The 25644-nt window shown below is 51.9% G+C and carries 31 protein-coding genes; 8 read left to right on the top strand and 23 right to left on the bottom strand.

Annotated elements, in window-relative coordinates; all coding sequences use genetic code 11:
• Positions 1-288 precede the first annotated feature (288 nt).
• Both DFR62_RS12635 and DFR62_RS12630 read left to right on the top strand, forming a co-directional pair.
• Complete coding sequence (locus DFR62_RS12635; protein WP_121300721.1) at positions 289-663, top strand: CidA/LrgA family protein; 375 nt, start codon at positions 289-291, stop codon at positions 661-663.
• A 2-nt stretch (positions 664-665) separates the two neighbouring features.
• Positions 666-1355, top strand: a complete 690-nt coding sequence (locus DFR62_RS12630) for an LrgB family protein (protein ID WP_121300720.1) — start codon at positions 666-668, stop codon at positions 1353-1355.
• A 98-nt stretch (positions 1356-1453) separates the two neighbouring features.
• Here DFR62_RS12630 and DFR62_RS12625 read toward each other — a convergent pair whose 3' ends face one another.
• The 4 genes from DFR62_RS12625 to DFR62_RS12610 are packed head-to-tail and all read right to left on the bottom strand — an operon-like array spanning position 1454 to position 4998.
• Complete coding sequence (locus tag DFR62_RS12625; RefSeq protein ID WP_121300719.1) at positions 1454-1831, bottom strand: VOC family protein; 378 nt, start codon at positions 1829-1831, stop codon at positions 1454-1456.
• A gap of 13 nt (positions 1832-1844) precedes the next feature.
• Positions 1845-3446, bottom strand: coding sequence for an ABC transporter permease (locus DFR62_RS12620; RefSeq protein ID WP_241663092.1), 1602 nt, complete (start codon positions 3444-3446; stop codon positions 1845-1847).
• The gene (locus DFR62_RS12615; RefSeq protein WP_121300717.1) at positions 3446-4351 is read right to left on the bottom strand and encodes an ABC transporter ATP-binding protein; all 906 of its coding nucleotides are present in this window, start codon (positions 4349-4351) and stop codon (positions 3446-3448) included. The genes DFR62_RS12620 and DFR62_RS12615 overlap by 1 nt, the downstream gene beginning before the upstream one ends.
• Positions 4348-4998 (bottom strand): TetR/AcrR family transcriptional regulator, encoded by a 651-nt coding sequence (locus DFR62_RS12610; protein WP_241663091.1) that lies wholly within the window; start codon positions 4996-4998, stop codon positions 4348-4350. Before DFR62_RS12610 ends, DFR62_RS12615 begins: the two co-directional genes overlap by 4 nt.
• 180 nt (positions 4999-5178) lie before the next feature.
• Between DFR62_RS12610 and DFR62_RS12605 the strand changes: the two genes are divergently transcribed.
• The 6 genes from DFR62_RS12605 to DFR62_RS12580 all read left to right on the top strand — a co-directional run bounded on the left by DFR62_RS12605 (position 5179) and on the right by DFR62_RS12580 (position 10753).
• Positions 5179-6024, top strand: coding sequence for a transporter substrate-binding domain-containing protein (locus DFR62_RS12605; RefSeq protein ID WP_407951622.1), 846 nt, complete (start codon positions 5179-5181; stop codon positions 6022-6024).
• A gap of 274 nt (positions 6025-6298) precedes the next feature.
• Positions 6299-6997: a 5-oxoprolinase subunit PxpB gene (gene pxpB, locus DFR62_RS12600; RefSeq protein ID WP_121300716.1), complete on the top strand. Its 699-nt coding sequence runs from the start codon at positions 6299-6301 to the stop codon at positions 6995-6997.
• Positions 6981-7961: a 5-oxoprolinase subunit C family protein gene (locus DFR62_RS12595; protein WP_121300715.1), complete on the top strand. Its 981-nt coding sequence runs from the start codon at positions 6981-6983 to the stop codon at positions 7959-7961. The genes pxpB and DFR62_RS12595 overlap by 17 nt, the downstream gene beginning before the upstream one ends.
• Complete coding sequence (locus tag DFR62_RS12590) at positions 7958-8728, top strand: LamB/YcsF family protein (RefSeq protein WP_121300714.1); 771 nt, start codon at positions 7958-7960, stop codon at positions 8726-8728. The genes DFR62_RS12595 and DFR62_RS12590 overlap by 4 nt, the downstream gene beginning before the upstream one ends.
• A 22-nt stretch (positions 8729-8750) precedes the next feature.
• Positions 8751-9956: an NRAMP family divalent metal transporter gene (locus DFR62_RS12585; protein ID WP_121300713.1), complete on the top strand. Its 1206-nt coding sequence runs from the start codon at positions 8751-8753 to the stop codon at positions 9954-9956.
• 14 nt (positions 9957-9970) lie between these two features.
• A complete protein-coding gene (locus DFR62_RS12580; protein ID WP_121300712.1) occupies positions 9971-10753 on the top strand; it encodes a putative hydro-lyase in 783 nt (260 codons plus the stop codon).
• A 58-nt stretch (positions 10754-10811) separates the two neighbouring features.
• Here the strand turns inward: DFR62_RS12580 and DFR62_RS12575 are convergent, their stop codons facing one another.
• The 19 genes from DFR62_RS12575 to DFR62_RS12485 form a co-directional block, all read right to left on the bottom strand.
• Positions 10812-11441, bottom strand: coding sequence for an NUDIX hydrolase (locus DFR62_RS12575; RefSeq protein WP_121300711.1), 630 nt, complete (start codon positions 11439-11441; stop codon positions 10812-10814).
• Entirely contained in the window at positions 11431-11901 is a 471-nt protein-coding gene (locus DFR62_RS12570) for a GNAT family N-acetyltransferase (protein ID WP_121300710.1), read from the bottom strand. Before DFR62_RS12570 ends, DFR62_RS12575 begins: the two co-directional genes overlap by 11 nt.
• 27 nt (positions 11902-11928) lie before the next feature.
• Positions 11929-12687, bottom strand: a complete 759-nt coding sequence (locus DFR62_RS12565) for a hypothetical protein (RefSeq protein ID WP_121300709.1) — start codon at positions 12685-12687, stop codon at positions 11929-11931.
• 95 nt (positions 12688-12782) lie between these two features.
• Positions 12783-13133, bottom strand: coding sequence for a PilZ domain-containing protein (locus DFR62_RS12560; RefSeq protein WP_058382060.1), 351 nt, complete (start codon positions 13131-13133; stop codon positions 12783-12785).
• Between the two features lie 26 nt (positions 13134-13159).
• The gene (locus DFR62_RS12555; protein ID WP_158290799.1) at positions 13160-13594 is read right to left on the bottom strand and encodes a YaaR family protein; all 435 of its coding nucleotides are present in this window, start codon (positions 13592-13594) and stop codon (positions 13160-13162) included.
• Between the two features lie 13 nt (positions 13595-13607).
• Positions 13608-14021 carry a DUF6115 domain-containing protein gene (locus DFR62_RS12550; RefSeq protein WP_121300707.1) on the bottom strand — a complete coding sequence of 138 codons (414 nt, stop codon included), beginning with the start codon at positions 14019-14021 and terminating at the stop codon, positions 13608-13610.
• Positions 14022-14042: 21 nt separating this feature from the next.
• Complete coding sequence (locus DFR62_RS12545; RefSeq protein WP_121300706.1) at positions 14043-14801, bottom strand: FliA/WhiG family RNA polymerase sigma factor; 759 nt, start codon at positions 14799-14801, stop codon at positions 14043-14045.
• A gap of 27 nt (positions 14802-14828) precedes the next feature.
• On the bottom strand, positions 14829-15686 hold the full coding sequence (locus DFR62_RS12540) for a MinD/ParA family protein (protein ID WP_121300705.1): 858 nt from the start codon (positions 15684-15686) through the stop codon (positions 14829-14831).
• A complete protein-coding gene (flhF, locus tag DFR62_RS12535) occupies positions 15679-16779 on the bottom strand; it encodes a flagellar biosynthesis GTPase FlhF (RefSeq protein ID WP_121300704.1) in 1101 nt (366 codons plus the stop codon). Before flhF ends, DFR62_RS12540 begins: the two co-directional genes overlap by 8 nt.
• Positions 16776-18815, bottom strand: coding sequence for a flagellar biosynthesis protein FlhA (gene flhA / locus DFR62_RS12530; RefSeq protein ID WP_121300703.1), 2040 nt, complete (start codon positions 18813-18815; stop codon positions 16776-16778). The genes flhF and flhA overlap by 4 nt, the downstream gene beginning before the upstream one ends.
• A 321-nt stretch (positions 18816-19136) precedes the next feature.
• A complete protein-coding gene (gene flhB, locus DFR62_RS12525) occupies positions 19137-20228 on the bottom strand; it encodes a flagellar biosynthesis protein FlhB (protein WP_121300702.1) in 1092 nt (363 codons plus the stop codon).
• A 1-nt stretch (position 20229) separates the two neighbouring features.
• Positions 20230-21006 carry a flagellar biosynthetic protein FliR gene (fliR, locus tag DFR62_RS12520; RefSeq protein ID WP_121300701.1) on the bottom strand — a complete coding sequence of 259 codons (777 nt, stop codon included), beginning with the start codon at positions 21004-21006 and terminating at the stop codon, positions 20230-20232.
• Between the two features lie 6 nt (positions 21007-21012).
• Positions 21013-21282 (bottom strand): flagellar biosynthesis protein FliQ, encoded by a 270-nt coding sequence (gene fliQ, locus DFR62_RS12515; RefSeq protein ID WP_058382069.1) that lies wholly within the window; start codon positions 21280-21282, stop codon positions 21013-21015.
• 17 nt (positions 21283-21299) lie between these two features.
• A complete protein-coding gene (gene fliP, locus DFR62_RS12510; RefSeq protein ID WP_058382070.1) occupies positions 21300-21983 on the bottom strand; it encodes a flagellar type III secretion system pore protein FliP in 684 nt (227 codons plus the stop codon).
• The gene (locus DFR62_RS12505; protein ID WP_241663145.1) at positions 21980-22588 is read right to left on the bottom strand and encodes a flagellar biosynthetic protein FliO; all 609 of its coding nucleotides are present in this window, start codon (positions 22586-22588) and stop codon (positions 21980-21982) included. The genes fliP and DFR62_RS12505 overlap by 4 nt, the downstream gene beginning before the upstream one ends.
• Before the next feature lie 25 nt (positions 22589-22613).
• Positions 22614-23660: a flagellar motor switch protein FliN gene (gene fliN, locus DFR62_RS12500; RefSeq protein ID WP_121300700.1), complete on the bottom strand. Its 1047-nt coding sequence runs from the start codon at positions 23658-23660 to the stop codon at positions 22614-22616.
• A complete protein-coding gene (gene fliM, locus DFR62_RS12495) occupies positions 23650-24594 on the bottom strand; it encodes a flagellar motor switch protein FliM (RefSeq protein ID WP_121300699.1) in 945 nt (314 codons plus the stop codon). The genes fliN and fliM overlap by 11 nt, the downstream gene beginning before the upstream one ends.
• 11 nt (positions 24595-24605) lie before the next feature.
• Positions 24606-24821: a flagellar FlbD family protein gene (locus DFR62_RS12490; protein WP_121300698.1), complete on the bottom strand. Its 216-nt coding sequence runs from the start codon at positions 24819-24821 to the stop codon at positions 24606-24608.
• Positions 24822-24849: 28 nt separating this feature from the next.
• A complete protein-coding gene (locus DFR62_RS12485; RefSeq protein ID WP_121300697.1) occupies positions 24850-25632 on the bottom strand; it encodes a flagellar hook-basal body complex protein in 783 nt (260 codons plus the stop codon).
• Positions 25633-25644 lie beyond the last annotated feature (12 nt).

The raw sequence follows: 25644 nt of genomic DNA, 5'->3' as shown, positions 1-25644 counted from the left end.
AAAATACTATCAGCGAATAATTGTATGCGATATATTGCATAAGGTAATACTACAACATCCTCTACAAAATGCAAGTGTTAAATTCTTATTTTCGGAAAATTTCATTATTCGTTTGAAACCCTGTTATATAGAGCTTTCGCGCTATAACATTTTCTTCCTTTCCTTACAGTTATTCCGCTTCAATTCCCGAAACTATGGGCTCGCATTTCCAGTCGATTGCTGTAAAATATCTACATATATGAAGACGTCCATCGTTTTCCAAAACTGACCGGAAGGCGGAGGTTCCCAATGAAGATCGTACGTATCGTTTTACAATTGCTTGTCCTTTATGGCTTTTTGCTGATCGGCGAAGCCATTCAGACCTTACTCAATTTGCCGATGCCCGGCAGCATCATCGGCTTTTTGCTGTTGTTCAGCGCTTTATTGCTAAAAATCTATCCACTCGAGTGGATAGACGCCGGCGCTACTTTTTTATTAAGCTTTCTTTCCTTATATTTCATTCCGGCAACGGTCGGCGTCGTTGACTATGGTCCCCTATTTTCCGGGAAAGGCGTGTTGCTGCTGCCGATTGTGATCATCAGTACGCTTATCACGATGGCAGCTGCCGGTTTTGCAAGCCAGTCCATTGCGAATCGAAGCGCAGCGCAAAAGGAGGAATCGTAATCATGGCATTCACTCCCGCAGCCATTGTATTCTCTGTCCTGACCGTAGCGACTTACGTTATCGCCAATTTCGTGTACTTGCGCTTTCGTAAAACGCCGTTGAATCCGGTCATCACAGCGACGGTAGCGCTCGTGGCTATTTTGATCCTGTTCGACGTCCCTTATGAAACCTATATGGAAGGCGGCGACTGGGTCGCAGCTTTTCTCGGCCCGGCTGTCGTCGCGCTTGCCGTTCCGCTCTATAAGCATCGTGAATTGCTCCAGAAAAACCTGGTCCCGATTGCTGCCGGGATTGTCGCCGGCGTCATCGCAGGCCTCGTCAGCGGCACGCTCTTTACGCGTTGGCTCGGTTTTACGGAAGAATTGATCTTGACGGTCTTGCCGAAATCATTGACCACCCCTGTCGCCATGCAAGTCGCGACCACAATCGGCGGCATCCCATCGCTGGCCGCCGTATTCGTCATGGTTGCCGGCTTCACGGGCATCCTGCTCGGGCCGTATTTGCTGCAGTTATTGAACATCGATTCACCGATCGGCCGAGGCATCGGCCTTGGCGCTTCTGCCCATGGCCTTGGCACAGCGAAAGCGTTCGAATACGGGCCGGAAGATGCCTCGATGAGTTCTGTCGCGATGACCTTGGCTGCCGTTCTTGGCGCCTTGCTCAGCCCGCTCGCCGCCTGGCTGTTGCTTTAGCCTGCATTCAAGTACAAGTAGGAATCATATCTTCTTACCATCATCGCAATTCAATAGCTACAAAAAAATCCCCGGTGCATCGGTGCACCGGGGATTCTCTATTTGATCGTCACTTGCCAGGATACGCCGAAGCGGTCATTGCACCAGCCAAATTTCGGGCTAAAGCCGTAATCGCCAGGTTCCATCAGTACTTTTCCACCTTCGCTTAAAACACTATAGACTTTGTCGAATTGCACTTCATCATCCACTTGGACAAATAGCGAAACAGCTGGCGTAAAAGTGAACTCATGCGGAATCGGGCTATCGATGCACATGTATTCGGTGCCCGCCAATGTAAATCTCGCCTGTTCTACTTTACCATCCTCCCGATACCTCACTGAATCGATATGGGAATTATTGAAAATGGAGGTATACAGCTTCATCGCCTCTTCTGCTTGCCCTTGAAACAATAAAAATGTTGTAATCGTTTGGGCCATATGTTCAACCTCCTTAAGTTTTCAAATCACGCCGTCGGAAACCGTATGCCCCTGCCACAGACAGGAGAACAGCGATTGCAATCATCAGCGCGAGCACGCCGTAATTGACTTCATCCAGTGGAATTGCTGGAATATGCCCGTAAGGCGTCAGCTTTTCCACCCAATCCGGAAGCTGCAGCAGCTCGCCCAGATAAACAACGAAAAACGATAGACCTAAGTAGAGCCAGATGACGCTCGCAAAATTCGGCAAAAAGCCGATGAACGCGAGCGCCAAACCGATCATGATCAGCACGGCCGGCAAATACACAAATGAAGCACCGATATACGTGCCGAGCGGCAAATCTTCAGCAAGCACGGCATTGCCTGCGAGGCCGAGCCCGATACCGGTCAAGAACAGCATCGTGATCGCCGTCAATGCGGCAAGCAGCCAATAGCTGAACGCCACGCGCCAGCGGGAAACCGAGCGGCCGATGACGTGTTCCATGCGCCCGTTCTTTTCTTCTGTCTTCACTTTCAGCATCACCATGATTGCCGGGATCGAGGCGAGAATCGCCATGACCGAAGACAGCACAGGGATGAACAGCTCGATCAAGCTAAAGCCTTCCTGCTCGACGATCAATTGCTGGAACAAATCGATGCCTTCAAAAAAGCGTTCGATTTCACCGAGCACCGACCCATACGAGATGCCCAAGATGAACAACGCGACCGCCCAGGCAATCAAGCCCGTGCGCTGAAGCCGCCACGCCAAGCCGAATGGCCCGCGAAGCGTCGCCGGGGCTTGCGTACGGCCCGCACGCGTCGGCAAAAAGCCGGAGTCGTGATCACGGATGCTGTTCAGATACAGCGCTAATAGGGACAACGCCACCGCTAAACCAACCGATAGCAGTACCGGCCACCATAAGTTTTCGACAAAAGGCTTGGCGCGCAGGATCCAGCCGAGCGGCGAAGTGAGCGCCAAGGCCTCACTCATGACGTCGCCAATCGCGCGGATCATGTAAAACACCAGTAAAGCGGCGATCGACAAGCCCGTCGTTGCACGTGCATTTTGCGTAAGCTGTGCAAACACGGCCGTCAGCGCAGCGAAGAACAAGCCGGTCGCACCGAGCGCCGCACCGAACAAGAGCGAACCGTGAAGGTCGACGCTCTCGACTTGCAGCGCTGCCATCGAAACACCGGTCAATACCGCAAGCAGTGCATTGACAATTGTCAGCACCAGCAGCACCGCCGTTAAACTGGACAACTGCCCGACCGGCAGCGCACGGACAAGTTCAAGCCGCCCTTCCTCTTCGTCGCCGCGCGTATGGCGGCTGACCAGCAGGATATTCATCAAGGCGACAATCGCCGCGGTCATGACCAGCATTTCATGAGCCGTCATTGCGCCGGTCGTATAATCCGCCCCGCCGTAATTGGGCCCGACCATCGCGACCATGGCCGGGTTTTCCATCGTTTCCGCAATGGCCTGCCGCTCGATATCGTCTCCGTATAAATTGTCGAAGACGAGGACAATCCCTGCCGATACAAAAACAAACGACAAGATCCAGATCGGCAACCGGACGCGGTCGCGCCGCAGGATGAAACGTATCAAACTCCATGTATGGTCAAAAAGCTGGCTCATCACACGCCACCTCCTGCTCCTGTCTCCGTTTCCTCGTAATGGCGGATGAACAAATCTTCCAGCGTTGGCGGCCGGCTTTCCATCCGCTTGATGCCAAATGCGCTTAAATGACGGACCACTGCATCGAGTTCATCGGCGTCCACTTGGAACGACCAGCCGCCGTCGAACACCTGCACACGATGCACGCCCCGAAGCTCCGCCAAATCCGGTATCGGCTTTTCGGTTTCAATGAACATTAGCGATCCGGTCAAATGGCGCATTTCTTTCAGTGTTCCGGTTTCGATGATGCGCCCTTTGCGGATGATCGCTACCCGGTCGCATAGTTTTTCCACTTCCGACAGGATATGGCTCGATAACAGGATGCTCTTGCCTTGTGCTTTCGCCTCGTGAACGTATTCGGAAAACACGCGCTCCATAAGCGGATCGAGCCCTGAAGTCGGCTCATCGAAGATATAGAGATCCGCATCTGCGGAAAAGGCGGCGATCAGCGCCACTTTCTGGCGATTCCCTTTTGAATAGGTCCGGCATTTCTTGCCCGGGTCGAGCCCGAAACGGCTAATCAGTTCATCGCGCCGGGCCTTGTCGTAGCCGCCGCGCAATCTTCCAAACAAATCGATTACTTCGCCGCCGGTCAAGTTCGGCCATAAATTGACGTCACCTGGCACATACGCCACCCGTTTATGAATATCGACCGCATCTTTCCAGACATCTTTGCCAAAAATCTCGGCGCTGCCCTCGGATGCTTTCAAAATGCCGAGCAGGACACGCAAGGTCGTGGACTTCCCTGCACCGTTCGGCCCGATAAAGCCGAACACTTCCCCTTCTTTCACTTCGATGTCGACACCATCCAGCGCTTTGAAATCCCCGAAGGTTTTACTGAGCCCTTGTGTTTTGACGACCGTCATCGCGATTCCTCCTCCGTTTCATAAAAGCTCTTCTTCAAAATAGCCAAATACGCATAGAATTCTTCCCAATACGGTGCGAAATCAATCTCGGCAAGTTTTTGCCCTGTCAATCTGGCGAGCAGCTCCTGTTGGTAGCCGTCGATCGACCAACGAATTAAATGGAACACTTTATCCGGATCCGCGTCTTTGCGAAAACGGCTTTTGTCGATGCCTTCATACATGAGCCTGTAACCGGCTTGTTTCAATTCCTCTATTCTCGTTGCCAGCTCTTCCGGCAAATGCGCTTCGCCTTCTTGCAAAAAAACAGCCGAGAACTTGAACACTTCTTCATTTTCCGCTTGGGCTTCCATTTTCAGACGGGCCAGCTGCGTGAGCCGTTCGATTAAATCCGGTTCTCCTGCATCTACTTTATCCAAATACCGGCTCTCGATGAATTCAAGGCTATACTTCACCAAATACTCGTAGAGCTCCTGCTTGCTGGTGAAATAATAAAACAACATTCCCTTGCCGATCCCTGCCGCTTTGACGATGCGGTTGGTCGACGCCTTTTTGTAGCCCTGCACCGCAAATTCCTCGAGCGCCGCTTGGCGGATGGTGTGTTGCTTGCTTTCTTCTAAACTTTCAAATCGTGCAATGATGATGTCCACCTCCTCTTATCCCACGCAGTTAGACCACCCTGGTCGACTTAAATATACACCATTCGACCACCCTGGTCAAATTAAATAATCAGATAATTGAAACTTTATTTTCAAGAGCATTCCGGCTTTCCTGAAAGCGCTTGTCGTGCTATGTTTTACATAAGTATGACAAGACAGGAGGAGCTTCTTTTGAATAAAATCATGACACCTAAGTTTTCTGTCGCCGCACTCACTGCAGCTGCAGCACTCACTTTGTCCGCATGCGGAAGCGACAGCGAAGAAACCGCTGACACTGCAAGCGCTTGGGATGAGATCCAAGAACAAGGCACATTGACCGTTGCGACATCCGGCACCCTTTATCCGACTTCGTACCGCGAGGAAGGCACCGATGAATTGACCGGCTTTGAAGTCGAAGTGGTCCGTGAAATGGCTGAACGCCTCGAACTCGAAGTGGAATTCTCTGAAATGGGCTTTGACGAGATGATGACATCCGTCCAGACCGGCCAAGTTGATATCGCAGCGAACGATATCGAGATCAACGAAGACCGCAAGGAGAAATTCGTGTTCTCCACGCCGTTCAAATACTCATACGGTACTGCTATCGTCCGCGAAGGCGACCTTTCCGGCATCGAAACGCTAGAAGATCTCGAAGGCAAAAAAGCAGCCGGCGCTTCAACATCCGTCTATATGGAAACAGCCCGTTCTTACGGAGCTGAAGAAGTGACGTATGACAATGCGACGAATGAAACCTATTTACGCGATGTGGCAATCGGCCGCACCGATGTCATCCTCAACGATTATTATTTGCAGACGCTCGCCATCGAAGCGTTCCCGGAACTCGACATCGTCATCCACCCGACGATTAAATACCGTCCTTCTGAAGGCGGCATGGTCATGAACAAAGGCAACGATGAACTGGTCGAAAATGTCAACAACACGATTGATGAAATGCTTGAAGACGGCACCATCGCTGAAATTTCCGCTGAGTTTTTTGACGGAGCTGATGTGACGCAGCCGATCGAAATTGAAGAATAAGCTTTACTGACCCGATGCCCGCTTCTGAGGCATCGGGTTTTTATAAAATGCTATTATTTGAATAGCATTCTCTACCTCCATTTCGAAAGCGCTTCCTTTTTCTATTTCCACATTCCTCCTGTTCACTGGGCCAAATTATTGATTCCATTCACCGATTTCCGCCAATTAATGTTAAATCCATTTGATAAACTCCGACTATACTCCACTTTCATTCACTAGGGAAAAGCATTATACTGTTAAAGTATTCAGAATAATCTGCAGATGAGGTGAACTTTTGGAATTCACATTTTCCCCACTCAGTGAACAGGCGCTGGTCATCGAAACTGGCACCATTATCAATAAAGAGTCGGAACAAGCTGTGCGCAAACTGTCTTCTCTTCTGGAAAAGCAAAAACCGGATTGGCTAGTTGAATTCATCCCGGCATTCACGACAGTGACCGTTTTTTACGACCCGTGCCAGATCAGGCAAGCAGAAGTTGAACAGGAATTGCGGCTCCTAGCGGCCCATTTAGATGATGTCGAAGCACCCACACCACGTCAAATCGAAATCCCAGTTTGCTATGGTGGTGATTTCGGCCCTGATCTCAGCTTTGTCGCGGAGCATAACGGCCTCACCGAAGAAGAAGTCATCGAAATCCACACGTCCGGCATCTACAGCGTTCACATGATCGGCTTCGCCCCAGGGTTTCCGTTCATCGGCGGCATGTCCGAAAAAATTGCCGCCCCGCGCAGAAAATCACCGCGTTTGCGCATCCCAGAACGTACCGTCGGGATTGCCGGCATGCAAACCGGCGTCTACCCGATCGAAACACCGGGCGGCTGGCAATTGATCGGCCGGACGCCGCTGCGACTGTTCGTTCCGGAACAAGACATTCCGAGCTTGCTGCGTGCAGGCGATGAAATCCGCTTCACGCAAATCGATGAAGCCGAATATCGCGAACAGGAGGCGAAGCGAGATGCTGAACATTCGTAAAAGTGGACTGCAGACAGCGGTCCAGGACCTCGGCCGCACGGGTTTCCAGCGCTACGGCGTCATCGCAAGCGGCGTCATGGACCCGTTTGCCCACCGCATCGCCAATTTGCTCGCGGGCAATGCGGAAACCTCCCCAACCTTGGAGATTGCCTTATCCGGGCCGGTCATCGAGTTCGAAGCCGACCATTTCATCGCCATTTGCGGAGGCGATCTTTCCCCTTCACTCGACGGGGAACCGCTGGCCATGTGGCGCGGCCATTTCGTCCGAAAAGGCAGCATCTTGTCGTTCGGCGAACCGAAGCGCGGCGCACGCAGTTATTTGGCGGTAGCCGGCAGTTTTGACGTTCCGCCCGTCATGAATAGCCACTCGACATATTTACGGGCAGGCATAGGCGGCTTCCAAGGGCGCGCGCTAAAAAATGGCGATAGTTTAAAGACGCTCCCCATTTCGCCTGCACGCTTGAATGCCTTGAAAAACCAAAACGCCCAAACGCCTGATTGGCTTATCCCGCCTGCCCGCTACCATGAGCAGCCGATTGTCCGGATGATGCCAGGCCGGCAGTACGCGCTCTTTAATGAAGCGAGCCGCTTGCGCATATTCGAGGAAACCTTTACCGTCTCTGCCAATTCGGACCGCATGGGTTATCGCCTGGAAGGGCCTGAGCTGGCGCTCGAAAAGCAGGAAGAATTGATTTCGGAAGCGGTGGCGTTTGGCTCCGTGCAAGTGCCGGCAGACGGCAATCCAATTGTCTTGCTCGCCGACCGCCAGACGACCGGCGGCTATCCGAAAATCGGCCAAGTCGCATCGGTCGACTTGCCGCTGATCAGCCAATTGAAACCCGGCGAATCGCTCAAGTTCCGCCACATATCCGCGGATGATGCACAACAGCTTTATATCGAGCAGGAACAGCAGATCCGCCAATTGAAAATTGCTATCCAAATGAAACGGGAGGAATGGACATGAACCACAAAGTAGATTTGAACTGTGACATGGGCGAAAGCTTCGGCACGTATACACTCGGCAACGACCGGGTGATCCTCGACTACGTCACTTCCGCCAATATCGCTTGCGGCTTCCACGCAGGAGACCCAGCGACGATGCGCGAAACCGTCAAGCTCGCACTCGAGAAAAATGTCGGCATCGGCGCCCACCCTGGACTTCAAGACCTGGCTGGATTCGGGCGACGCCATATGGCCGTCACGCCACGGGAAGTATACGACCTTGTCATCTACCAAATCGGCGCGCTTTATGGATTTGTGAAAGCTGAGGGCGGCAAATTGCAGCACGTCAAAGCGCACGGCGCCATGTACAATATGGCAGCGGGCGATGCAAAACTGTCCGAAGCGATTGCGGAAGCGGTCTATAAAATCGACCCAGAACTGGTGCTGTTCGGCTTATCGGGCAGCGAAATCGTCAAAGCCGGCAACAAGATCGGCCTGCGCACTGCCAATGAAGTATTTTCCGACCGCACGTATCAACCGGACGGGACGCTCACCCCGCGCAGCCAAGACAATGCGCTCATCACCGATCCGGACGCTGCGATCCAGCAAGTCATCCGCATGGTCAAAGAAAACAAAGTCATCAACACAGAAGGCACCGAAACCGCCCTGAAGGCAGAAACGATTTGCATTCATGGCGACGGCAAGACCGCGAAAGAGTTCGCGCTGCATATTTCCAGTTCCTTGAAAGAGGCGGGAATCGATATCCAACATATCCAGAAAATCGTCTAACACCGCCTAAGGAGGAACTTCCATGAACAATGTCAAAAAGATGAAAAACACCAACCGCAGCGTACTTCTCGGCGCTGCCTTCCTGATGGCAACTTCTGCTATCGGGCCAGGGTTCTTGACCCAAACGACCGTTTTCACTGAAACCTTATTGGCTTCATTCGGTTTTGTCATCCTCATTTCCATCATCATCGATATCGGTGCGCAAACAAATATCTGGCGCATCATCGCCATTTCCGGCAAACGTGCACAAGACATTGCCAATGATGTGCTGCCAGGCCTTGGCTATGTGCTGGCGTTTCTCGTCGTCATCGGCGGCCTCGCCTTCAATATCGGAAACATCGCCGGTGCCGGGCTCGGTACGAATGTGCTGTTCGGCATTTCTCCGGAACTCGGCGCCGGTCTCAGCGGCTTGCTTGCGGTCGGAATCTTCATGGTCAAAGAAGCCGGCCGCGCCATGGACCGCTTCGCCCAGATTCTCGGATTTGTCATGATCGCCTTAACTGTTTACGTGATGATTACGGCACAGCCGCCTGTCGGCGAAGCCGTTGCGAAAACTTTCGTACCTGACACGATCGATATTTTCGCCATCGTCACGCTTGTCGGCGGAACGGTCGGCGGCTATATCACTTTCGCCGGCGGCCACCGCTTGATCGATGCCGGCATGACCGGCAAAAGGCATTTGCCGCAAGTGACACGCAGCTCCATCTACGCAATCGGTGTCGCTTCGATCATGCGCGTCATCTTGTTCCTCGCCGTACTCGGTGTCGTCTCGCAAGGGCTTGCGCTCGATCCGTCCAATCCGCCAGCGTCAGTGTTCCAGCTCGCCGCCGGCAATATCGGCTATAAAATCTTCGGCGTCGTCATGTGGGCAGCTGCTGTCACTTCGGTTGTCGGCGCTGCTTACACATCTGTTTCGTTCATCCGTTCATTCAGCCCGGTACTCGAGAAATATCACCGCTACTTGACCATCGGCTTTATCGTCATCTCGACCATCGTCTTCATTTCCATCGGGCGCCCGGTCCTGATCCTCGTGCTTGTCGGCTCGCTCAACGGCTTGATCTTGCCGATCGCACTCGGCGTCATGCTCATCGCCGCACACAAAAAGAAAATCGTCGGCGACTACAAACACCCGCTGTGGATGACAATCTTCGGTGTCGTCATCGTCATCGCGATGTCATGGATGGGCGGCTATACGCTATTGAACGGCATCCCGCAATTATTTAAATAAGGAGTGATTGAATCATGCAATTCACATCTCCAGAAGAGCTGCGCAGCGCCATCCGAAAAGGCGAATTCCAAGCACCGACTTCCGGCTTCGCCCCGGGATTCATCCAAACGAATCTGGCCATTTTGCCGAAAGACATGGCGTTTGAGTTCCTGCTGTTCTGCCAGCGCAATCCGAAATCCTGTCCGGTCATCGATGTCACAGAACCCGGTTCGTTCGTTCCGGCCCTTTCTGCGCCGACCGCCGATTTGCGCACCGACATCCCCAAATACCGTGTCTACCGAGACGGCGTATTGACGGAAGAAACATCGGATATCCGCTCATTATGGACTGACGACATGGTCGCGTTCCTGCTTGGCTGCAGCTTTACATTCGAAGAAGCGCTGACACAAAACGGCATCCCGATGCGCCATCAGCAACAAGGCTGCAACGTGCCGATGTATAAGACATCGATTCCTGCCGTTCCAGCTGGCCGCTTCCAAGGCCCGACCGTCGTCAGTATGCGCCCGATCAAAGAACAAGATATCGTCCGCGCGGTCCAAGTGACGAGCCGCTTCCCGAACGTCCACGGTGCGCCCGTCCATATCGGCAATCCCGAATCGATCGGCATCCAAGACATCACAAAGCCCGATTTCGGCGACGCGGTGGAAATCAAGCCAGGAGAAGTGCCGGTCTTCTGGGCTTGCGGCGTCACGCCTCAAGCTGTCGCCATGGAAAGCAGACCTTCCTTGATGATCACCCATGCACCAGGGCATATGTTCATCACTGACTTGAAATCAGAAGACTTCAGCGTGTTTTGACAACCTAAAAAAGCGCTTGTATGGAAAATTTCCATACAAGCGCTTTTTGTTTTTCTGTTTAACTATCCATCAATTGCCGGCGGATGCGAATCGCCACTTGCTTCCAATAATCCGGTTGATGCGGCACAAAATCGGACAAGCTGAGCTTTTGCTGGAACGGTTGCCTGCCTTCTTGTGTTTCAGTAAACCCAAAGGCATCGATGGTCTCCGTTTGCTTCATGCACAATTCAAAGAATGCCTGAAAATCGACAGCCGCCATGCCCGCTACTTCCTCCGGCTGCAGGCGATAATCCGCCAAATCCATTTGCGTGCCTTCGTATAAATGAATGTAAGCCCGCTCACGATCGGTGAATCCAGGCAGTGAAATCTCATCGTTCACTACACCAAGCGGCGTCAATTGCTCAAACGCCAGCGTGAGGCCAAGCTCTTCTTCGATTTCACGCACGCCGTCTTTCATCGTTTCATGCGCTGCAATATGGCCCGCTGCCGTAATGTCAAAAAGCCCGGGAAAATCCGCTTTGTCCTGGCTCCTCAACTGGAGGTGAATTCGGGTGCGGCCCAATTCTCTTGAGACCACCCAGCAATGAAAAGTCTCGTGCCACAAACCTTGCCGGTGGACTTCATCACGAGTCGCGACGCCTGTCAGCGCGCCCTCTTCTGTCACGCAGGCGATTTTTTCAATAGCCATCGCGCAATCTCCAAAACACCAATTCTTTTGACTGCGCGGTGCGTTCAAACCCCAGTTTTTCGAGCACACGGATCGACGGCATATTGTCTTCGTAGCATTCCGCCGTCACTTCACGCACTTCCGGAAATGAAAAAGCCCAATCGATCAAGCCTTGCACGCCTTCTGTAGCGTAGCCATTCCCTTGAAAAGATTCTTTTACGCCGTAGCCGATCTCCACTTTTCCGGCTTTATCCGGACGCCCTTTAAACCCCATATCGCCAACCGGCGCGCCGGATCGATCGAAAGCGATCCATGCGCCCCAGCCGTAAAGCCGCTGGTCTTGTTTCAAATCATCCAAATGCAGGCTGATATGCGCGCCCATTTCGTAGCTGCCGTATAAATTGCGGTACAGTTCTTCCGTGATAGGCACCAGCTTCAGCCGCTCTGTCTGGATTTCTTTTGGTAATGAATTGGTGTTCATGCGTTTTGCCTCCTTGCCTTGCTTTGCTCAGTCCATGCTTTTGTAAAATGCGAGTGCTTCTTCTATTATATCGCGGTCATACCCTGACCGCTCATGAATGCGCTCCACCCATGCGTCAAAGGAAGGCGCAGGCTCTTCCTGGAACAAGCCCTTGCTAGTGCTGAGCTCGCTGTGCCAATCGCCGAACTCCCAATGTGCCACTTCGCCTTCAAAAGGGACACGGACTTCGATGAGCGGCGTTTTGCCGAGCTGATGCTGTGAATATTCCGCTGCCTCCCAGAAGGCTTCTTCGCCGACTGGGTCGAGTGAATATTTCTGCACCGACAATTTGCCGCCCGGCCGTTGATAAATGATCGTCATGCCATCCGGCTCAGCCGACAACTGCACGTCCGCTCCTGGAAAAAATCCTGATTGCGGAGCATCCGAGAAAGCCGGATCTTGAGTATCCACTAAAATCGGCTGTATCCACTGGTCTCCTAAATCACACAGAAAACGCCTGCCCGTGTCATCAAGTGCCAATACCGCTGCATGCGCTCCTTCTGTGCTGAGTTCTGAACCGACCGCATATGCCTCGATTCCTGCCTCGCGAAATTCCGCCATCAGCCAAAGCGCCAAGTCGAAGCAATTTCCGCCAAGCCCATGCGCTTCACGATGCTCCCGCATTTGCTCAACGCTGCGCTGCTTTTTCAATCCAGCCCGTTCGTAATTCCAGGCTTTCACCAAATTATCCATCGGCAACCCGTCAAAGCGCCGCCATACATTCAGAAGATGTTCACCTGCCCGCATTTCTCGATCCCCTCTCCTCATCCATCTTCCATTACTTTCGATTCGAGACATCTATATTCCTGCATGAAAAAAAGAAGGCCGGAGCCTTCCTTTACTTAATCGTTCAACACGCTTTTTCTTTTGCGGATCTGGTATGTATTTAATTGCTGAAATAATTTTGATACAGAACGCTGGCCAGCATTGAATTGCACTGCATATTCAAAATTATGCTCTTTGGCCACTTTTCGGATGATTTTTCCTTCCAATTGGAAAGGTTCGCCGAGCAATTCGAAGCTGCAGATGACCTGTTCATACAGCGCGAAATCAAGATAGGCTTCAAAAACGAGCCCTCCGGCACTCAAGCTGGAAATATCTACAAGAACCTCTTCTTTTTCAGAAAGCCCTACCTTTCCAGTAATCGCGCGGACAAAAGACACGCGAAAAAATTCCCTGCGGTTATCGCTCACATTGTTTCTCCCTTTCCCCAAGCTTGTTACATATACAGATTGAGCAGCAAGCCTTTTATTTCCCCTACTGTTTCCAGTATGCCAATATATTCCACTTCATTATCTAATAATTGATCCTGAAGCGCAATTACTTTTTCGTCGATGACCTTTACGATTTGTTGAGGCGGCGCCCCTTCTCCAAAACCGGATGCAGTTTGGTCGCTCAACTGGATTCCGTGGCGAAGCGATTCTCCGAGAAATTGCTTAATCGATTGTTTATACGCAACCAAATTCTCCAGAGTCCGGTGTTCTGCGAGGCGTTTTCCGCTCTTTTCGACATTCGCGAGTAGCGGCGTGAGCGCATCCCGCCTCAGCTCAGTCCGCGACTGTTTCATGGCCTCTGCAAATGCGCCGCCTGGCGGTTTGGCAATTGCTGTATTGGGTTGTTCCGAAGGCCTAGGCCTTGCTGCATCAATGCGCATCTCCATGTCCCACCTATCGAATCTGTCTTTTCTTCTCTAATTGGACGGCGACTTCCGCTTCGCCGATTGGCAACTCCAGAAGCTTCGCGATATGGGCAGCCGAGAAACCTTGTTTCGTGAGCTGCCTCACTTTTTCGCGCCGGCTTGTTTCCACCGGAGGCTGATCGGCGGAGAAATCTGCGCTTTTCGGCTCTTCTGCTTTATGGTCCGCTTTCTCCCACTGCGCCATTTTCGCTTCCGTCTGCTCCAGCCGGTCCATCAGTTTATCGTATAAGGCATCATTTTCCTGTTCGACGGCTGTGATGAATTCCGCCATGGCCGCTTCGAGCCGTTCGGATTCCTGTTCGACCATCAGCTTTCTCGACATCATCAGTTTGACGTTCAGCAATAACAATAAAGTGCTGACCACTATCAACAGTGCTACCATCTGCTCCCTGCTTTCCCTCGATTAATAATGTTCATGGACCGATAGCATCGCTGCGTGCAGCCGGAGCATCGCTTTCGAATGCAATTGCGACACCCTCGAAACGCTGAGGCCGAGAATTTCCGCGATTTCGGTCAGCTTCATTTCTTCAAAATAACATAACGAAACCGTCAATTTCTCTTTTTCCGGCAATGTGGCAATGGCTTTCGCTAACGCCTCTTTGGTCACCTGCCCAGACAGCTCGCGTTCCGGTGAACCGCTACTGGCGCGCGGCATGCGTTCTTCCAAGTTCGCCTGGTCGTCATCCATCGACAGCATTGCCGACAAGGCAGCTTCCGAGACGGCGCGGTTCAATTCTGCCGGGGTCATCCCCAAGTATTCGCTCACTTCCTGGTCGCTGGCACTTTCGCCTTTTTGTTGTTCCAGTTCGGCGTACGCTTTCTCGATTTTCTTCACTTTGTCCCGCAATGAACGCGGCAGCCAATCGCTTTTCCGGAGGCCATCAATGATCGCCCCTTTGATCCGCCACGCGGCATAGGTTTCGAATTTCCAGTCTTTCTCCGGCTTGAATTTATCGAGTGCGTCCAGCAAGCCTTCGTAGGCGTAGCTTCGGACTTCGTCTTTGTCAACGGTTTTCGGCAGGCTGATAAGAAAGCGTTGAATCACATAATCCACCAAGGGCAAATACTTCGCGACTAAATAATCGCCAGCATCCTGGTCCCTGTGCTGCTGCCAGTTGCCCCATTGCGCTAGTTCTGCATTCGACAATTTCTGATTTACCAAGCTGTCCACCCCACTTCCGCTATGCCTTTATTTGAAGAATAATTTCATGACGAATCCCCGAAGCCCGATCTTGAATGGCGACGGCAACTCCAGGTACTGTGCCGCGAGCGTACGCATCGCTTTGCTCGCCGAACTGCCCGGATGCGCCAACAAGAACGGTTCCTGCTTTTTCACCGCTTGCGGCACATAGAGATCTGATGGCAATATGCCGAGCGTCCGGATGTCTTTATCCAAGAAGCGCTGTGCGACTTCCGCAAAGTTTTCGGCTGTCTGCCGCCCTTCTTTGCCGTCGGTGCATTGATTGACAACGAGGCGGATGGCTAGGTCCGAGTCTTTGGCGTGCATCATCTTGACGACCGAATAGGCATCGGTGACCGACGTCGGTTCAGGCGTCGTGACCAACAGCACTTCATCCGCTGCGAGCAGAAAACGCATATTGTTCTCCGACAATCCCGCTCCTGTATCGAGCAGCACAAAATCCACTTTTCCTTGCAGGCTGCCGAGCTGTTCCATAAAACGTTTCATTTTATCGGCATCGAGTTCAAACAATCCCGAAAACCCTTGCCCTCCGGCAATCAACTGCAAGCCGAGCGGGCCGCGCTCAATCACGTCTTCGATCGCCAATTGCTTGTCGAGCATGCCCGCAATCGTTTCGCGCGGCGCATGGCCGAACAAGATATCGATATTGGCAAATCCCAAATCGACGTCGATGATCAACACCGATTTCCTTTGTTCGATCAATGCGAGCGCGAAATTCAAGGTGAAATTCGATTTGCCGACGCCGCCTTTCCCGCTTGTCACAGCCAGCACACGCGTATTGCGTATGCTGGGCTTCGTATTCTTACGGGACATCTTCTCTCTTAACTGAACGGCCTGGTCACGCATGGCGCAGCTCCCCTGCAATGTAATCAGCGATGCGCCCAGGCGTTGCCGCAACCAAATCATCCGGCACGTTTTGCCCTGTCGCGATGCGGCGAAGCGGTATCCGGTAGCGGTGCAATAAATTAAGGATGACCCCGGCAGAAGCCGTTTCATCTTTTTTCGTCAACAATAACTCATCGATCGACAGCGCTTCGAAGTTGCCGATGATCTGAACCATGTCTTCATATTTTGCCGTCATGCTCAATACTAGAGTCGTATGGATATGCTGCGTTTCCGGCAGCAGCTTCTGTAAATCTTCAATGTATTCGGCCTGCTGGTAGTTGCGCCCTGCGGTATCGATCAAAACGACGTCGCAGGCTTTTAAGGCATCAAGTGCTCCGGCCAGTTGTTCACGCGATTCGACCACTTCGACCGGCACATCCAGGATTTCGCCGTAAGTTTTCAATTGCGCCACGGCTGCAATACGATACGTATCGGCGGTGATCAAACCGACGGTGCGTTTATGTTCCAGCAATTGCTCAGCTGCCACTTTCGCGATCGTTGTCGTTTTGCCGACACCTGTTGGCCCGATAAAGCAGGCAATCGAAGGCGATTCATTTTTGACGGCCTGTTGATGCTGTTCAATAAAGCGGACGAGCTCCGTATGGAACGCCTCCTGTACCGGCGCTTCATTTTCTGATGCCTGCAGCAATTTGGCGAGCAGCTCTGTCTGGACCGCCTGTTCGACACCTTGCTTTTCCAGCAAGCTTCGCAATGGACGCAATGATTCAGGCAGCCGATCTTCCGGCCCTTCGTGCATCATGAGCCGCTTCAAACTTTGCAGCTCTTCCAGCAACGCATCGTTTTCCTGGCCTTTTGCCGCTGGCGCTTCAGCAGGCATTGCTTGCTCTTTAATTGGCGAAACAATTTGGGGTTCCGGTTGTTCCGCCGTTTCGGCTGCTGCGGTCACTTCCAGGCAGTCTTTTCGGAACAAGCCGAACAAGCCGCCGGTCTTCACTTTTTTCGTATTGAGGATGAGGGCATCATCGCCCAAATCTCTTTTGATGAGCGCCATGGCTTCAGGCATCGTAGCGACTCGGTAGGTTTTTAATCTCATGGGATATTCACGACTCCAACACTTTGGATTTCAATTTCAGGCTCCAATTCGTTATAGGACAATACCGGCAGATCCGGCGCAAAGCGTTCCACGAACTGGCGCATATAGATGCGGATCGCAGGCGAAGTGAGCAGGATCGGCTGGACGCCGTTTTGTTGCAGCTGACCTGCCTGCTCGGTGATTTTCTGGAAAATCGTCTGGGACGATTCCGGATCGATCGACAGGTAATTGCCTTGCTCGGTGCGGTGGACCGAATCGGCGAATTTCTTCTCTAAGCTTGCTCCTGCCGTAATGACTTTCAATGCCTCGTTATCAGGCGCATACTGGCGCGTGATTTGTCTCGCGAGTGCCTGGCGCACGTATTCCGTTAGCAAATCGACATCTTTTGTCTGCGGCGCGTAATCGGCCAAGGTTTCCAAGACGACCAGCAAATTGCGGATCGACACTTTTTCCTTCAATAATTTCATGAGTACTTTTTGCACTTCGCCGATGCTCATCAAATTGGGAATCAATTCTTCGACGACGGCTGGAGAAGAATCACGGATATTTTCGATCAATGATTTCACTTCCTGGCGGCCGACGAGTTCATGCGCATGGCGTTTGATAATTTCCGTTAAATGCGTCGAGACGACAGACGGTGGATCGACGATGGCGTAGCCCGCCATCTCAGCTTCTTCTTTCATGTCTTCATCAACCCATAACGCCGGCATGCCAAACGCAGGCTCGACGGTTTCGATGCCAAAGACGTTTTCATCATCGACGCCCGGGCTCATCGCGAGATAATGGTCTAGCATGATGTCGCCGCGCGCGACCCGGTTGCCTTTGATCTTAATGACGTACTCGTTCGGCTGCAGCTGGATATTATCGCGGATGCGGATGACCGGCACGACGATGCCGAGTTCCATTGCGCATTGGCGGCGGATCATGATGACCCGGTCCAAGAGGTCCCCGCCCTGGTTTTTATCAGCGATTGGAATCAAGCCGTAACCGAACTCGAATTCGATCGCATCGACATGTAGCAGGTCGGTGACGCTTTCCGGGCTTTTCAGATCGGCCGCTTCTTTTTCGCCCGGGTCGCTGTCTTTTTCGACCGCTTCCTCGGCGTTGAGCGTTTTTTGCATCCTAAAGGCGCTAAAGGCAATGACGCCAGCGACTGGCATAATCAACAGCGGACTGATGGGTGTAAAAACTGCAAGCATCATCAGCGTTCCAGCGACGACGTACAGCATTTTCGGGAAAGCGAACAATTGACGGGTAATATCGGATCCGAGGTTGCCATCCGATACGGCACGGGTGACGACAATCCCCATTGCCGTCGAAATCAACAGCGCCGGGATTTGGCTGACCAGTCCATCGCCGATCGATAGCAAGGTGAACAATTGTGCCGCTTCGCCAATCGGCAAGCCGTGGACGACGACGCCGATCATCAAGCCGCCGATGATATTGATGATGGTGATAATGATGCCGGCGATGGCATCGCCTTTAACAAATTTACTAGCACCGTCCATTGCGCCGTAGAAATCGGCTTCCTGGCCGACTTTTTCGCGGCGCGTTTTCGCTTCGCGGTCAGAAATCATCCCTGCTCCAAGATCGGCATCGATGCTCATCTGTTTACCGGGCATCGAATCGAGCGTGAAACGGGCCGCAACTTCTGCTACCCGTTCCGAACCTTTGGTGATGACGAGGAATTGGATGATGACCAAAATCAAGAACACCAAGATCCCGATGATGGCACTGCCCCCGACCACGAACGAGCCGAAGGTTTCGATGACTTGCCCGCCCGTTTGATTGGTCAGAATCGAGCGTGTCGTCGAGACGTTCAAGCCAAGACGGAATAAAGTCGTCAGCAGGAGGAGCGTCGGAAAGATCGAGAACTGCAACGGTTCTTGTGTGTTCATCGCCACCAGGATGATGGTCAGCGCCAAGCTGATATTGATCATGATTAAAATATCCAATAACAGCGGCGGCAGCGGGATAACCATCATGATGACAATCATGATCACCGATACCAATATCGCATAATCTCTGAATTTCAAACTGCTTCCTCCTCTTTCGTGTTGCGGTTTGCTATGTATGTTGAAGTTATATTTTGGGAATTCCTGGGAAACCGTGTTTTCCGAAGCTTACCGCTCGCTTTCCGTGGGGCGGGAATCGAGCCTCCTCGTCACTGCGTTCCTGCGGGGTCTCTCAAACCCGCTGATCCCACAGGAGTCGAGCGGACGTTTCTCCAAACACTCAGATATTTCACTGATAGTTGGCGGATTGAAAAGTTCTACTTCTTAAAACTCTATAGCGTATAAATTTATTCAATACTCTTGATCCGTTCTTACTTCATTTAGTTCAGTTTATATACACATTTATGAAAGCTTCCCTTTCAAAGCGTAGATATAAGCCAGGACTTCGGCGACCGCGAGGAATAATTCTTCCGGCACGGAATCGCCGATTGACACTTGTGCGTAGAGCGAGCGGGCGAGCGGCTTGTTTTCCATTGTCACGATGCCGAGCCCTTTCGCTTTTTCTTTGATCTTGAGCGCCGTAAAATCTTTTCCCATCGCAATGACTTTCGGCGCTTCCATCGTTTCGGCGTCGTATTGGATCGCGATCGCGTAATGGGTCGGGTTGGTGATGACGACGTCAGCGTTCGGCAAATCCTGGATCATGCGGTTCATGCTCATTTGGCGTTGCTTTTCCTTGATCTTTTGTTTGATCAACGGGTCGCCTTCCGCTTTTTTATATTCGTCTTTAATGTCTTGCTTGGACATCCGGATGCCTTTTTCGAACTCGTATTTCTGATACATATAGTCGAGCGTTGATAAAGACAGCAAGATGAGCGCCGCGACCATGCCCATCTGGAGGACGAGGCCGCCGACGAGGCTCAGGGAGTCGCGCAGGCTTTGCCGCGACAGCGAGAAAATTTCTTCCTGTCCAAACCACAAGACGCCAAACGCCGCGCCCCCGACAATCGCAATCTTCATCAAGGATTTGGCCAGTTCCACAAGCGCACGAACCGAGAAGATCCGTTTGGCGCCTTTGATCGGATCGAGCCGCTCGAGCTTCGCTTTCAACGGTTCTGCCGTAAACAACGGTCCGACCTGCATGTAGTTTCCGAGAAATCCGAAGACCACTCCAACCAACATAATCGGCACAATGACCAAGAACGCATCCATGGCCAGTTGTTCGAACATGAGCCGGATCGTGTCTGGCGTGATATCCCAACTGATGTATTGGATATAATTGATGCGGTAAATGGCCAGCAATTGATCGAGCATCCACTCTCCGAGAAAACTCAGGACGAGGATGCCGCCGAGCATGATGAGTGCGGCCGCGACTTCCTGGCTTTTGGCCACTTGGCCTTTCTTGCGTGATTCCTGGCGCTTTTGGGGCGTTGCCTTTTCGGTCTTTTCGCCGGCAAAAAACTGCAGGTCCAGGTTTAATGGATAGCGTTTCATCCTATCCGCCTCCCAATAAGCTGATTAATTCGCCCATGCTGACCATCATTTTTTCAAAGAGGACCTGCAGCAAATAAAAGAACACGCTCATCGTCAAGAGCAACAATACAAAGCCGACGAAAATTTTCAGCGGCAATCCGACCGCAAAGATATTCAATTGCGGTACGGCTTTCGTCAGGATGCCCAGTGCCACATCGATCAAAAACAACGACGCGACGATTGGCAGGGAAATCTGAAAAGCGATGATGAACATTTCAATAAACAAATCGGTCATAAAACGCGCGATGGATTCCGCGCCGACCGACGAAAACTCTTCCGCCGGCAGGGCGCGCAAGCTCTGCATCACGCCGTCGAGCATCATATGATGACCGTTCACGGTCAATAGGAACAACAGCGCGAGCGTGTATTTGAATTGCCCGATGATCGGCACTTGGGCGCCCGTCTGCGGATCCAAGACATTGGCGATGGCAAAGCCCATCTGGAAATCGATGAACGCTCCGGCGATTTGCACCGCATAAAGCAAAAGCGCAGCCGTAAAGCCAAGCGCCAAGCCGACCGCCAGCTCCTTGAAAATCAGCAAAGTGTAGCTGCCATCGAGCACCAATGCGGTTTCCGGAGCCCAAGCGGTCGTCGCCGTCAGCGCGAGAAAAGCGGCGATGCCGATTTTGAATTGATTGGGCACGCCCCTCATCGCAAACAGCGGCGCAATCAGGAAAAAAGCGGTGAGGCGGATGAGCACGAGCAGGAAGAACGGCAGCAGATTAAGAACATCATTCATCGGCGCTTATCCGATAAACCGTGGAAGCTGCTCGAACAAATCGCGCGTATAATCCAGGAGCATCGTCAGCATCCAGGGGCCGAAAATGACGAGCGACAGAAAAACCGCCAGTATTTTCGGGATGAATGCCAGAGTTTGCTCCTGGATTTGGGTCATGGCCTGGAAAACGCTGACCAATAGCCCCACTCCCAGTGCGATGAGCAATAACGGTGCTGATATGAGAATGATGAGGTAAATGGATTGTTCTGCTAGTTTGATGACCATATCCGGCGTCAAATAAATTCTTCCTCTCGCTAAAAGCTGACAAGCAGCGATTCGATGATTAAGTACCATCCATCCACCAGGACGAACAATAAGATTTTAAAAGGCAGTGAAATCATGACCGGCGGCAGCATCATCATCCCCATCGCCATCAAAGTCGATGCGACGACCATATCAATGATCAAGAATGGGATGAAAATGACGAAGCCGATCTGGAAAGCGGTCTTCAATTCACTAAGTGCGAATGCCGGGATCAGCGAAGTCAATGGAATGCCTTCGATGCCGTCCGGCTTTTCCAGTTCGGCGTATTTGAAGAACAACGCCAAATCTTTTTCACGCGTATGCTGCGCCATGAATTCCTTGATCGGCAAGATGGCGGCATCGAGCGCTTCTTCCTGGTTCAGTTCTTCGTCCAAATACGGCTGGAGCGCGGTATCATTCATTTCCGTCGCGACCGGCGCCATGATGAAAAAGGTTAAAAATAACGCCAATCCGACCAGCACCTGGTTCGGCGGCATCGATTGCGTCCCGAGCCCTGTCCTCACGAAACTCAAGACGATGATGATGCGCGTGAAACTCGTCATCATGATCAGGATGCCCGGTGCGAGCGATAACACTGTCAGCATCAATAATAATTGCAAAGTCGTCGAGACATCTCCGGGATCGGTATTATCGAGTGAGATGCCGGGAATGGCCAATAATAATTCTGGGATCATCGCTGGTCCTCCCCGTCATCCGTGCGCTTTTCGCCGAAAGACAAGCGCCGTTCTTTTTGCTTGTCCAAACTGCGGGCGAAGTATTGCTCGAAATTCGTGAATGGCGCTTTCGCTTTGCCACCGTTGCCGAACAACGCGGATGCAGCTGGACGCTGTTGATCCAAGTCTTGTTCCAAAGCGGCGATCTCCGCTTCTCCCGAAAATTCCTTGATGAGCGTCACTTCGTTGCCCACGCCAATCAAGTAAAATTGGCCTCCGACTTTGACCAGCTGCAGTGATTTGTTCTGGCCGAGCGGCGAGCCGCCCATCAACTGGACCGCATGCTGCGACTGCACCCCTTTTTGGCGCATGGCCAAAAATTTGATGAGCCCGTAAATCAATCCGGCGATCAGCAAGGTATAGAAAATCAATTGCCCGATGATCGCAGCGAAACTTTTCTCTTCGATCTCCGGCACCGCTTCCGCTTCTGCCGGTTCCGTTTCGCTTGCCGGGTCTTCTTTCAGCCAATCGGCTACATTTCCCGTATCCGCAGACGCCATTGCCGGTGCAGCAAACCAAAGGGCAGCGAGCGTTATAAGTAGTAAAATCCATTGTCTGTAATTCACACTTGCCGTACTCCTTCGCCTTGCATCAACGCAATTTGGAAATGCGCTCTGCCGTACTTAAAATATCGGTGACCCGCACGCCGAAGTTTTCGTCGATGACGACCACTTCGCCGACAGCGATCAGTTTGTTGTTGATAAGGATGTCCACCGGCTCTCCTGCCAGTTTGTCGAGTTCGACAATCGACCCTTGCGACATCTCGAGGATTTCCTTGACCATCCGCTTCGTTCGGCCAAGTTCCACCGTCACTTGCAGCGGAATGTCCAAGAGCATGTCGAGGTTGTTCGGCGCCGATTGTTCAGCGGCGATCTCATCAAAGCTCGAGAATTGGACGGACTGGACGTTCGGCCCGTTAGCATTCGCCGGCTGTGAAGTTTTTTCTGGTTGTTGCTGTTCATTTGATGACATATCCTGTGTCTCCTTCGTTTCTTCCGCTTGCTCGCAGCCTGCCAGCTCTTCGGCCAATTCTCGGCACGGTCCGGCTGGCAAATACATGCGGAACGCTACATTTTGGCGGTCGCCGACAGTCAGCGTAAACAGCGCTTCAGCAAACCATTGCTCTTTCGTGAAATGAGTGAACGGAAACTTCTGACCTGCCTCCAGAATGTCCATACCCGATAAGGAATAGCCGATCTCTTGGCCGCTCACCATCGACAAAGCTGCCGCTGATGATCCGAACAGGCGCATGAGCATATCCTGGACTGCCGCAAACAGCTTATCGCTGTCTGTTTCATCCGACAGCTCCGAAGCCACCGCATCCGCCTCTGCTTGGTCGAGCGTGACGATTTGCGGCATTTTCAACAAGCCGCTATATTCACCGAGCGCAACGTAGACCGGCGTCTCGGTTTCAGCAAACAGCTCATCCTTGCTCTTTACGCTCCAAACCGGCCCTTTGATGGCTGCCGTTTCCGGAAACAGTGGGTCGCGAAGGGCAGCGGTGCCGCCGAACGCTGTACAGAACAATTCTTTCAATACGCTAAGTTCGTGGCCCCCCAAAGTTTCCTCTGGGACCGTATTGTCTGTTTTATTCAGCAGCCCTTTCATCTCTTCAGGCGATAGGCGCTCATCCTTCATCGCAAACTTCCCCTTCCACACACAAGCCTGTAATTTGTACCGCCAAGCGGCCTTTTGAAATTCCCGGCTGTGCAAGGAATTTCTGCTTCTGGTCGATATACAGCTTTACCGGCGCATCAATTGATTCATCTAAGCGAAGAATATCGCCTTTCTTCAGGTCCAGAAAATCCTTGATATCGATTGCCACTTCGCCCAGCACTGCCGCTACGTCCATCTTCGTTGCGTGGAGACGCCTTTCGAGCACTTCCACTTCCTCATGCTCGACTGCTTTTTTCTGGCTTGCCAGCCAATGGCGTGCAGATAATTTCGGCAAGACCTGTTCTAGCACCAAATGCGGCAGGCATAACTGAATCTCGCCTTCCGTTTCGCCAATCTTCGCCTGTAATTTAACGATGATGACCGTTTCATTCGGCGAAGCCATCGGCAAGAATTGCGGGTTCACTTCCACTTCCTTTAATTCGGGTGTTAGCTCAATGACCGATGTCCAAGCTTCCTGAAAGCAACCCAGAGACTGGGCAAAGATCCGGTTGATGACACTGATTTCGATTTCGGTCAAATCACTCGGCTTTTGCCCCACATTTCCTTGACCGCCAAGCAAGCGGTCAAACATGACATATGCCACTTCCGGCGAAAACTTCATCACCATGCTGCCATTGAGCGGAGAGGCTTCGAATACGCCGAGAATCGACTTTTTCTCAATATTCTCGAGGAAATCTGTATAAGACACTTGCTCCACTTTTTCAGCAGTAATTTGCACGTAGGTGCGCAATTGTGTCGAAAAGTAGGAAGTCAACAGACGCGCAAAATTCTCGTGGATGCGGGATAGCGTCCGGATCTGGTCTTGTGAAAACCGCAAGGCCTTCTTGAAATCATAGGTATGAATTTTTTTGCTGCTCAGGGCTTCTGTGTTGCTGCCTGAAAAATTTGTTTCCATATTGACTCTCCTTACTCTTCCCTAGGTGCATCGTGCAATTTCGGCAGGATGTTGATATCACGGTAATAAGCCGATACTAAGTCAATCACTGTCCGTACTGGCTCCAACACATGCACTTTTCTTCCGGTAGTAAGCGTAACAACCGTGTCCGGCATGGCTTCAATGCGCTCAATATAAACCGCATTCAAGACGATTTCAGAACGGTTCAATCTTGTTAAGCGAATCATTGTGCTTCACTCCGTTCGGCTGGTTTTATCATCGTTTCAAGTTCACAACTTCCTGAAGCAGTTCATCGGAAGTCGTGATGGTCCGTGAATTCGCTTGGAAACCACGCTGCGCGATAATCATTTCCGTGAACTCTTCCGTAAGGTCAACGTTGGACATTTCCAACATGCCAGAACCGATTTCAGTTCCCGCTTGTGCCGCATTTTCAATCACCAGGCCACCAGGGCTTGCGATATTGGTCATTTCATACAAAGAACCGCCAAACTTGCGCAGGCCAGCTGGATTTTCAGGAGTGGCAATACCGATATTCGCTGCGACTTCCTCTGTGCCATCCGCTTGCTTTCCAATGACTTCGCCTAGACGGTTGATTGTGTAAGAATCGTAGCCGCTGATATTGATTGGCTGTCCATCATCGCCCAATACGTTATAGCCTTGAGCTGTTACCAGATTCCCTTCAGCTGTCACCGTGAAATTACCTGCACGCGTTAAATATTGCCCCTCAGCGCCAGGTGCTTCCGGATCTTGTACGACAAAGAACCCATCACCCATAATCGTCAAATCCGTTCCGACGCCTGTTGACATCGCTGAACCGGCGTTGTGATTGACGTTCAAAGAAGCGCTGGTCGAACCGAGGCCCACTTGCATCGGATTTGCCCCGCCATTGGACATGTTCTGGCTCAATAGATCTTGGAACGTGATGGTGCTTTTCTTGAATCCGACCGTATTGACGTTGGAAATATTATTACCGATAACATCCAATTTCACCTGGAAGTTTTTCATGCCGGAAATCCCGGAGTACATGGAACGCAACATTTTTCATTTCCC

The organism is Planococcus citreus, from assembly GCF_003664125.1.
Classification (GTDB): Bacteria; Bacillota; Bacilli; order Bacillales_A; family Planococcaceae; genus Planococcus; species Planococcus citreus.
Note: the sequence above shows the minus strand (reverse complement) of the source record. Positions and strands in the feature narration are given on the sequence as shown.

Coding starts and splice junctions, on each gene's coding strand:
- DFR62_RS12635 (WP_121300721.1), top strand. CDS start 289: ATGAAGATCGTACGTATCGTTTTACAATTGCTTGTCCTTTATGGCTTT.
- DFR62_RS12630 (WP_121300720.1), top strand. CDS start 666: ATGGCATTCACTCCCGCAGCCATTGTATTCTCTGTCCTGACCGTAGCG.
- DFR62_RS12625 (WP_121300719.1), bottom strand. CDS start 1,831: ATGGCCCAAACGATTACAACATTTTTATTGTTTCAAGGGCAAGCAGAA.
- DFR62_RS12620 (WP_241663092.1), bottom strand. CDS start 3,446: ATGAGCCAGCTTTTTGACCATACATGGAGTTTGATACGTTTCATCCTG.
- DFR62_RS12615 (WP_121300717.1), bottom strand. CDS start 4,351: ATGACGGTCGTCAAAACACAAGGGCTCAGTAAAACCTTCGGGGATTTC.
- DFR62_RS12595 (WP_121300715.1), top strand. CDS start 6,981: ATGCTGAACATTCGTAAAAGTGGACTGCAGACAGCGGTCCAGGACCTC.
- DFR62_RS12590 (WP_121300714.1), top strand. CDS start 7,958: ATGAACCACAAAGTAGATTTGAACTGTGACATGGGCGAAAGCTTCGGC.
- DFR62_RS12585 (WP_121300713.1), top strand. CDS start 8,751: ATGAACAATGTCAAAAAGATGAAAAACACCAACCGCAGCGTACTTCTC.
- DFR62_RS12580 (WP_121300712.1), top strand. CDS start 9,971: ATGCAATTCACATCTCCAGAAGAGCTGCGCAGCGCCATCCGAAAAGGC.
- DFR62_RS12575 (WP_121300711.1), bottom strand. CDS start 11,441: ATGGCTATTGAAAAAATCGCCTGCGTGACAGAAGAGGGCGCGCTGACA.
- DFR62_RS12570 (WP_121300710.1), bottom strand. CDS start 11,901: ATGAACACCAATTCATTACCAAAAGAAATCCAGACAGAGCGGCTGAAG.
- DFR62_RS12565 (WP_121300709.1), bottom strand. CDS start 12,687: ATGCGGGCAGGTGAACATCTTCTGAATGTATGGCGGCGCTTTGACGGG.
- DFR62_RS12555 (WP_158290799.1), bottom strand. CDS start 13,594: ATGCGCATTGATGCAGCAAGGCCTAGGCCTTCGGAACAACCCAATACA.
- DFR62_RS12550 (WP_121300707.1), bottom strand. CDS start 14,021: ATGGTAGCACTGTTGATAGTGGTCAGCACTTTATTGTTATTGCTGAAC.
- DFR62_RS12540 (WP_121300705.1), bottom strand. CDS start 15,686: ATGCGTGACCAGGCCGTTCAGTTAAGAGAGAAGATGTCCCGTAAGAAT.
- flhF (WP_121300704.1), bottom strand. CDS start 16,779: ATGAGATTAAAAACCTACCGAGTCGCTACGATGCCTGAAGCCATGGCG.
- flhB (WP_121300702.1), bottom strand. CDS start 20,228: ATGAAACGCTATCCATTAAACCTGGACCTGCAGTTTTTTGCCGGCGAA.
- fliR (WP_121300701.1), bottom strand. CDS start 21,006: ATGAATGATGTTCTTAATCTGCTGCCGTTCTTCCTGCTCGTGCTCATC.
- fliP (WP_058382070.1), bottom strand. CDS start 21,983: ATGATCCCAGAATTATTATTGGCCATTCCCGGCATCTCACTCGATAAT.
- fliN (WP_121300700.1), bottom strand. CDS start 23,660: ATGAAGGATGAGCGCCTATCGCCTGAAGAGATGAAAGGGCTGCTGAAT.
- fliM (WP_121300699.1), bottom strand. CDS start 24,594: ATGGAAACAAATTTTTCAGGCAGCAACACAGAAGCCCTGAGCAGCAAA.
- DFR62_RS12490 (WP_121300698.1), bottom strand. CDS start 24,821: ATGATTCGCTTAACAAGATTGAACCGTTCTGAAATCGTCTTGAATGCG.
- DFR62_RS12485 (WP_121300697.1), bottom strand. CDS start 25,632: ATGTTGCGTTCCATGTACTCCGGGATTTCCGGCATGAAAAACTTCCAG.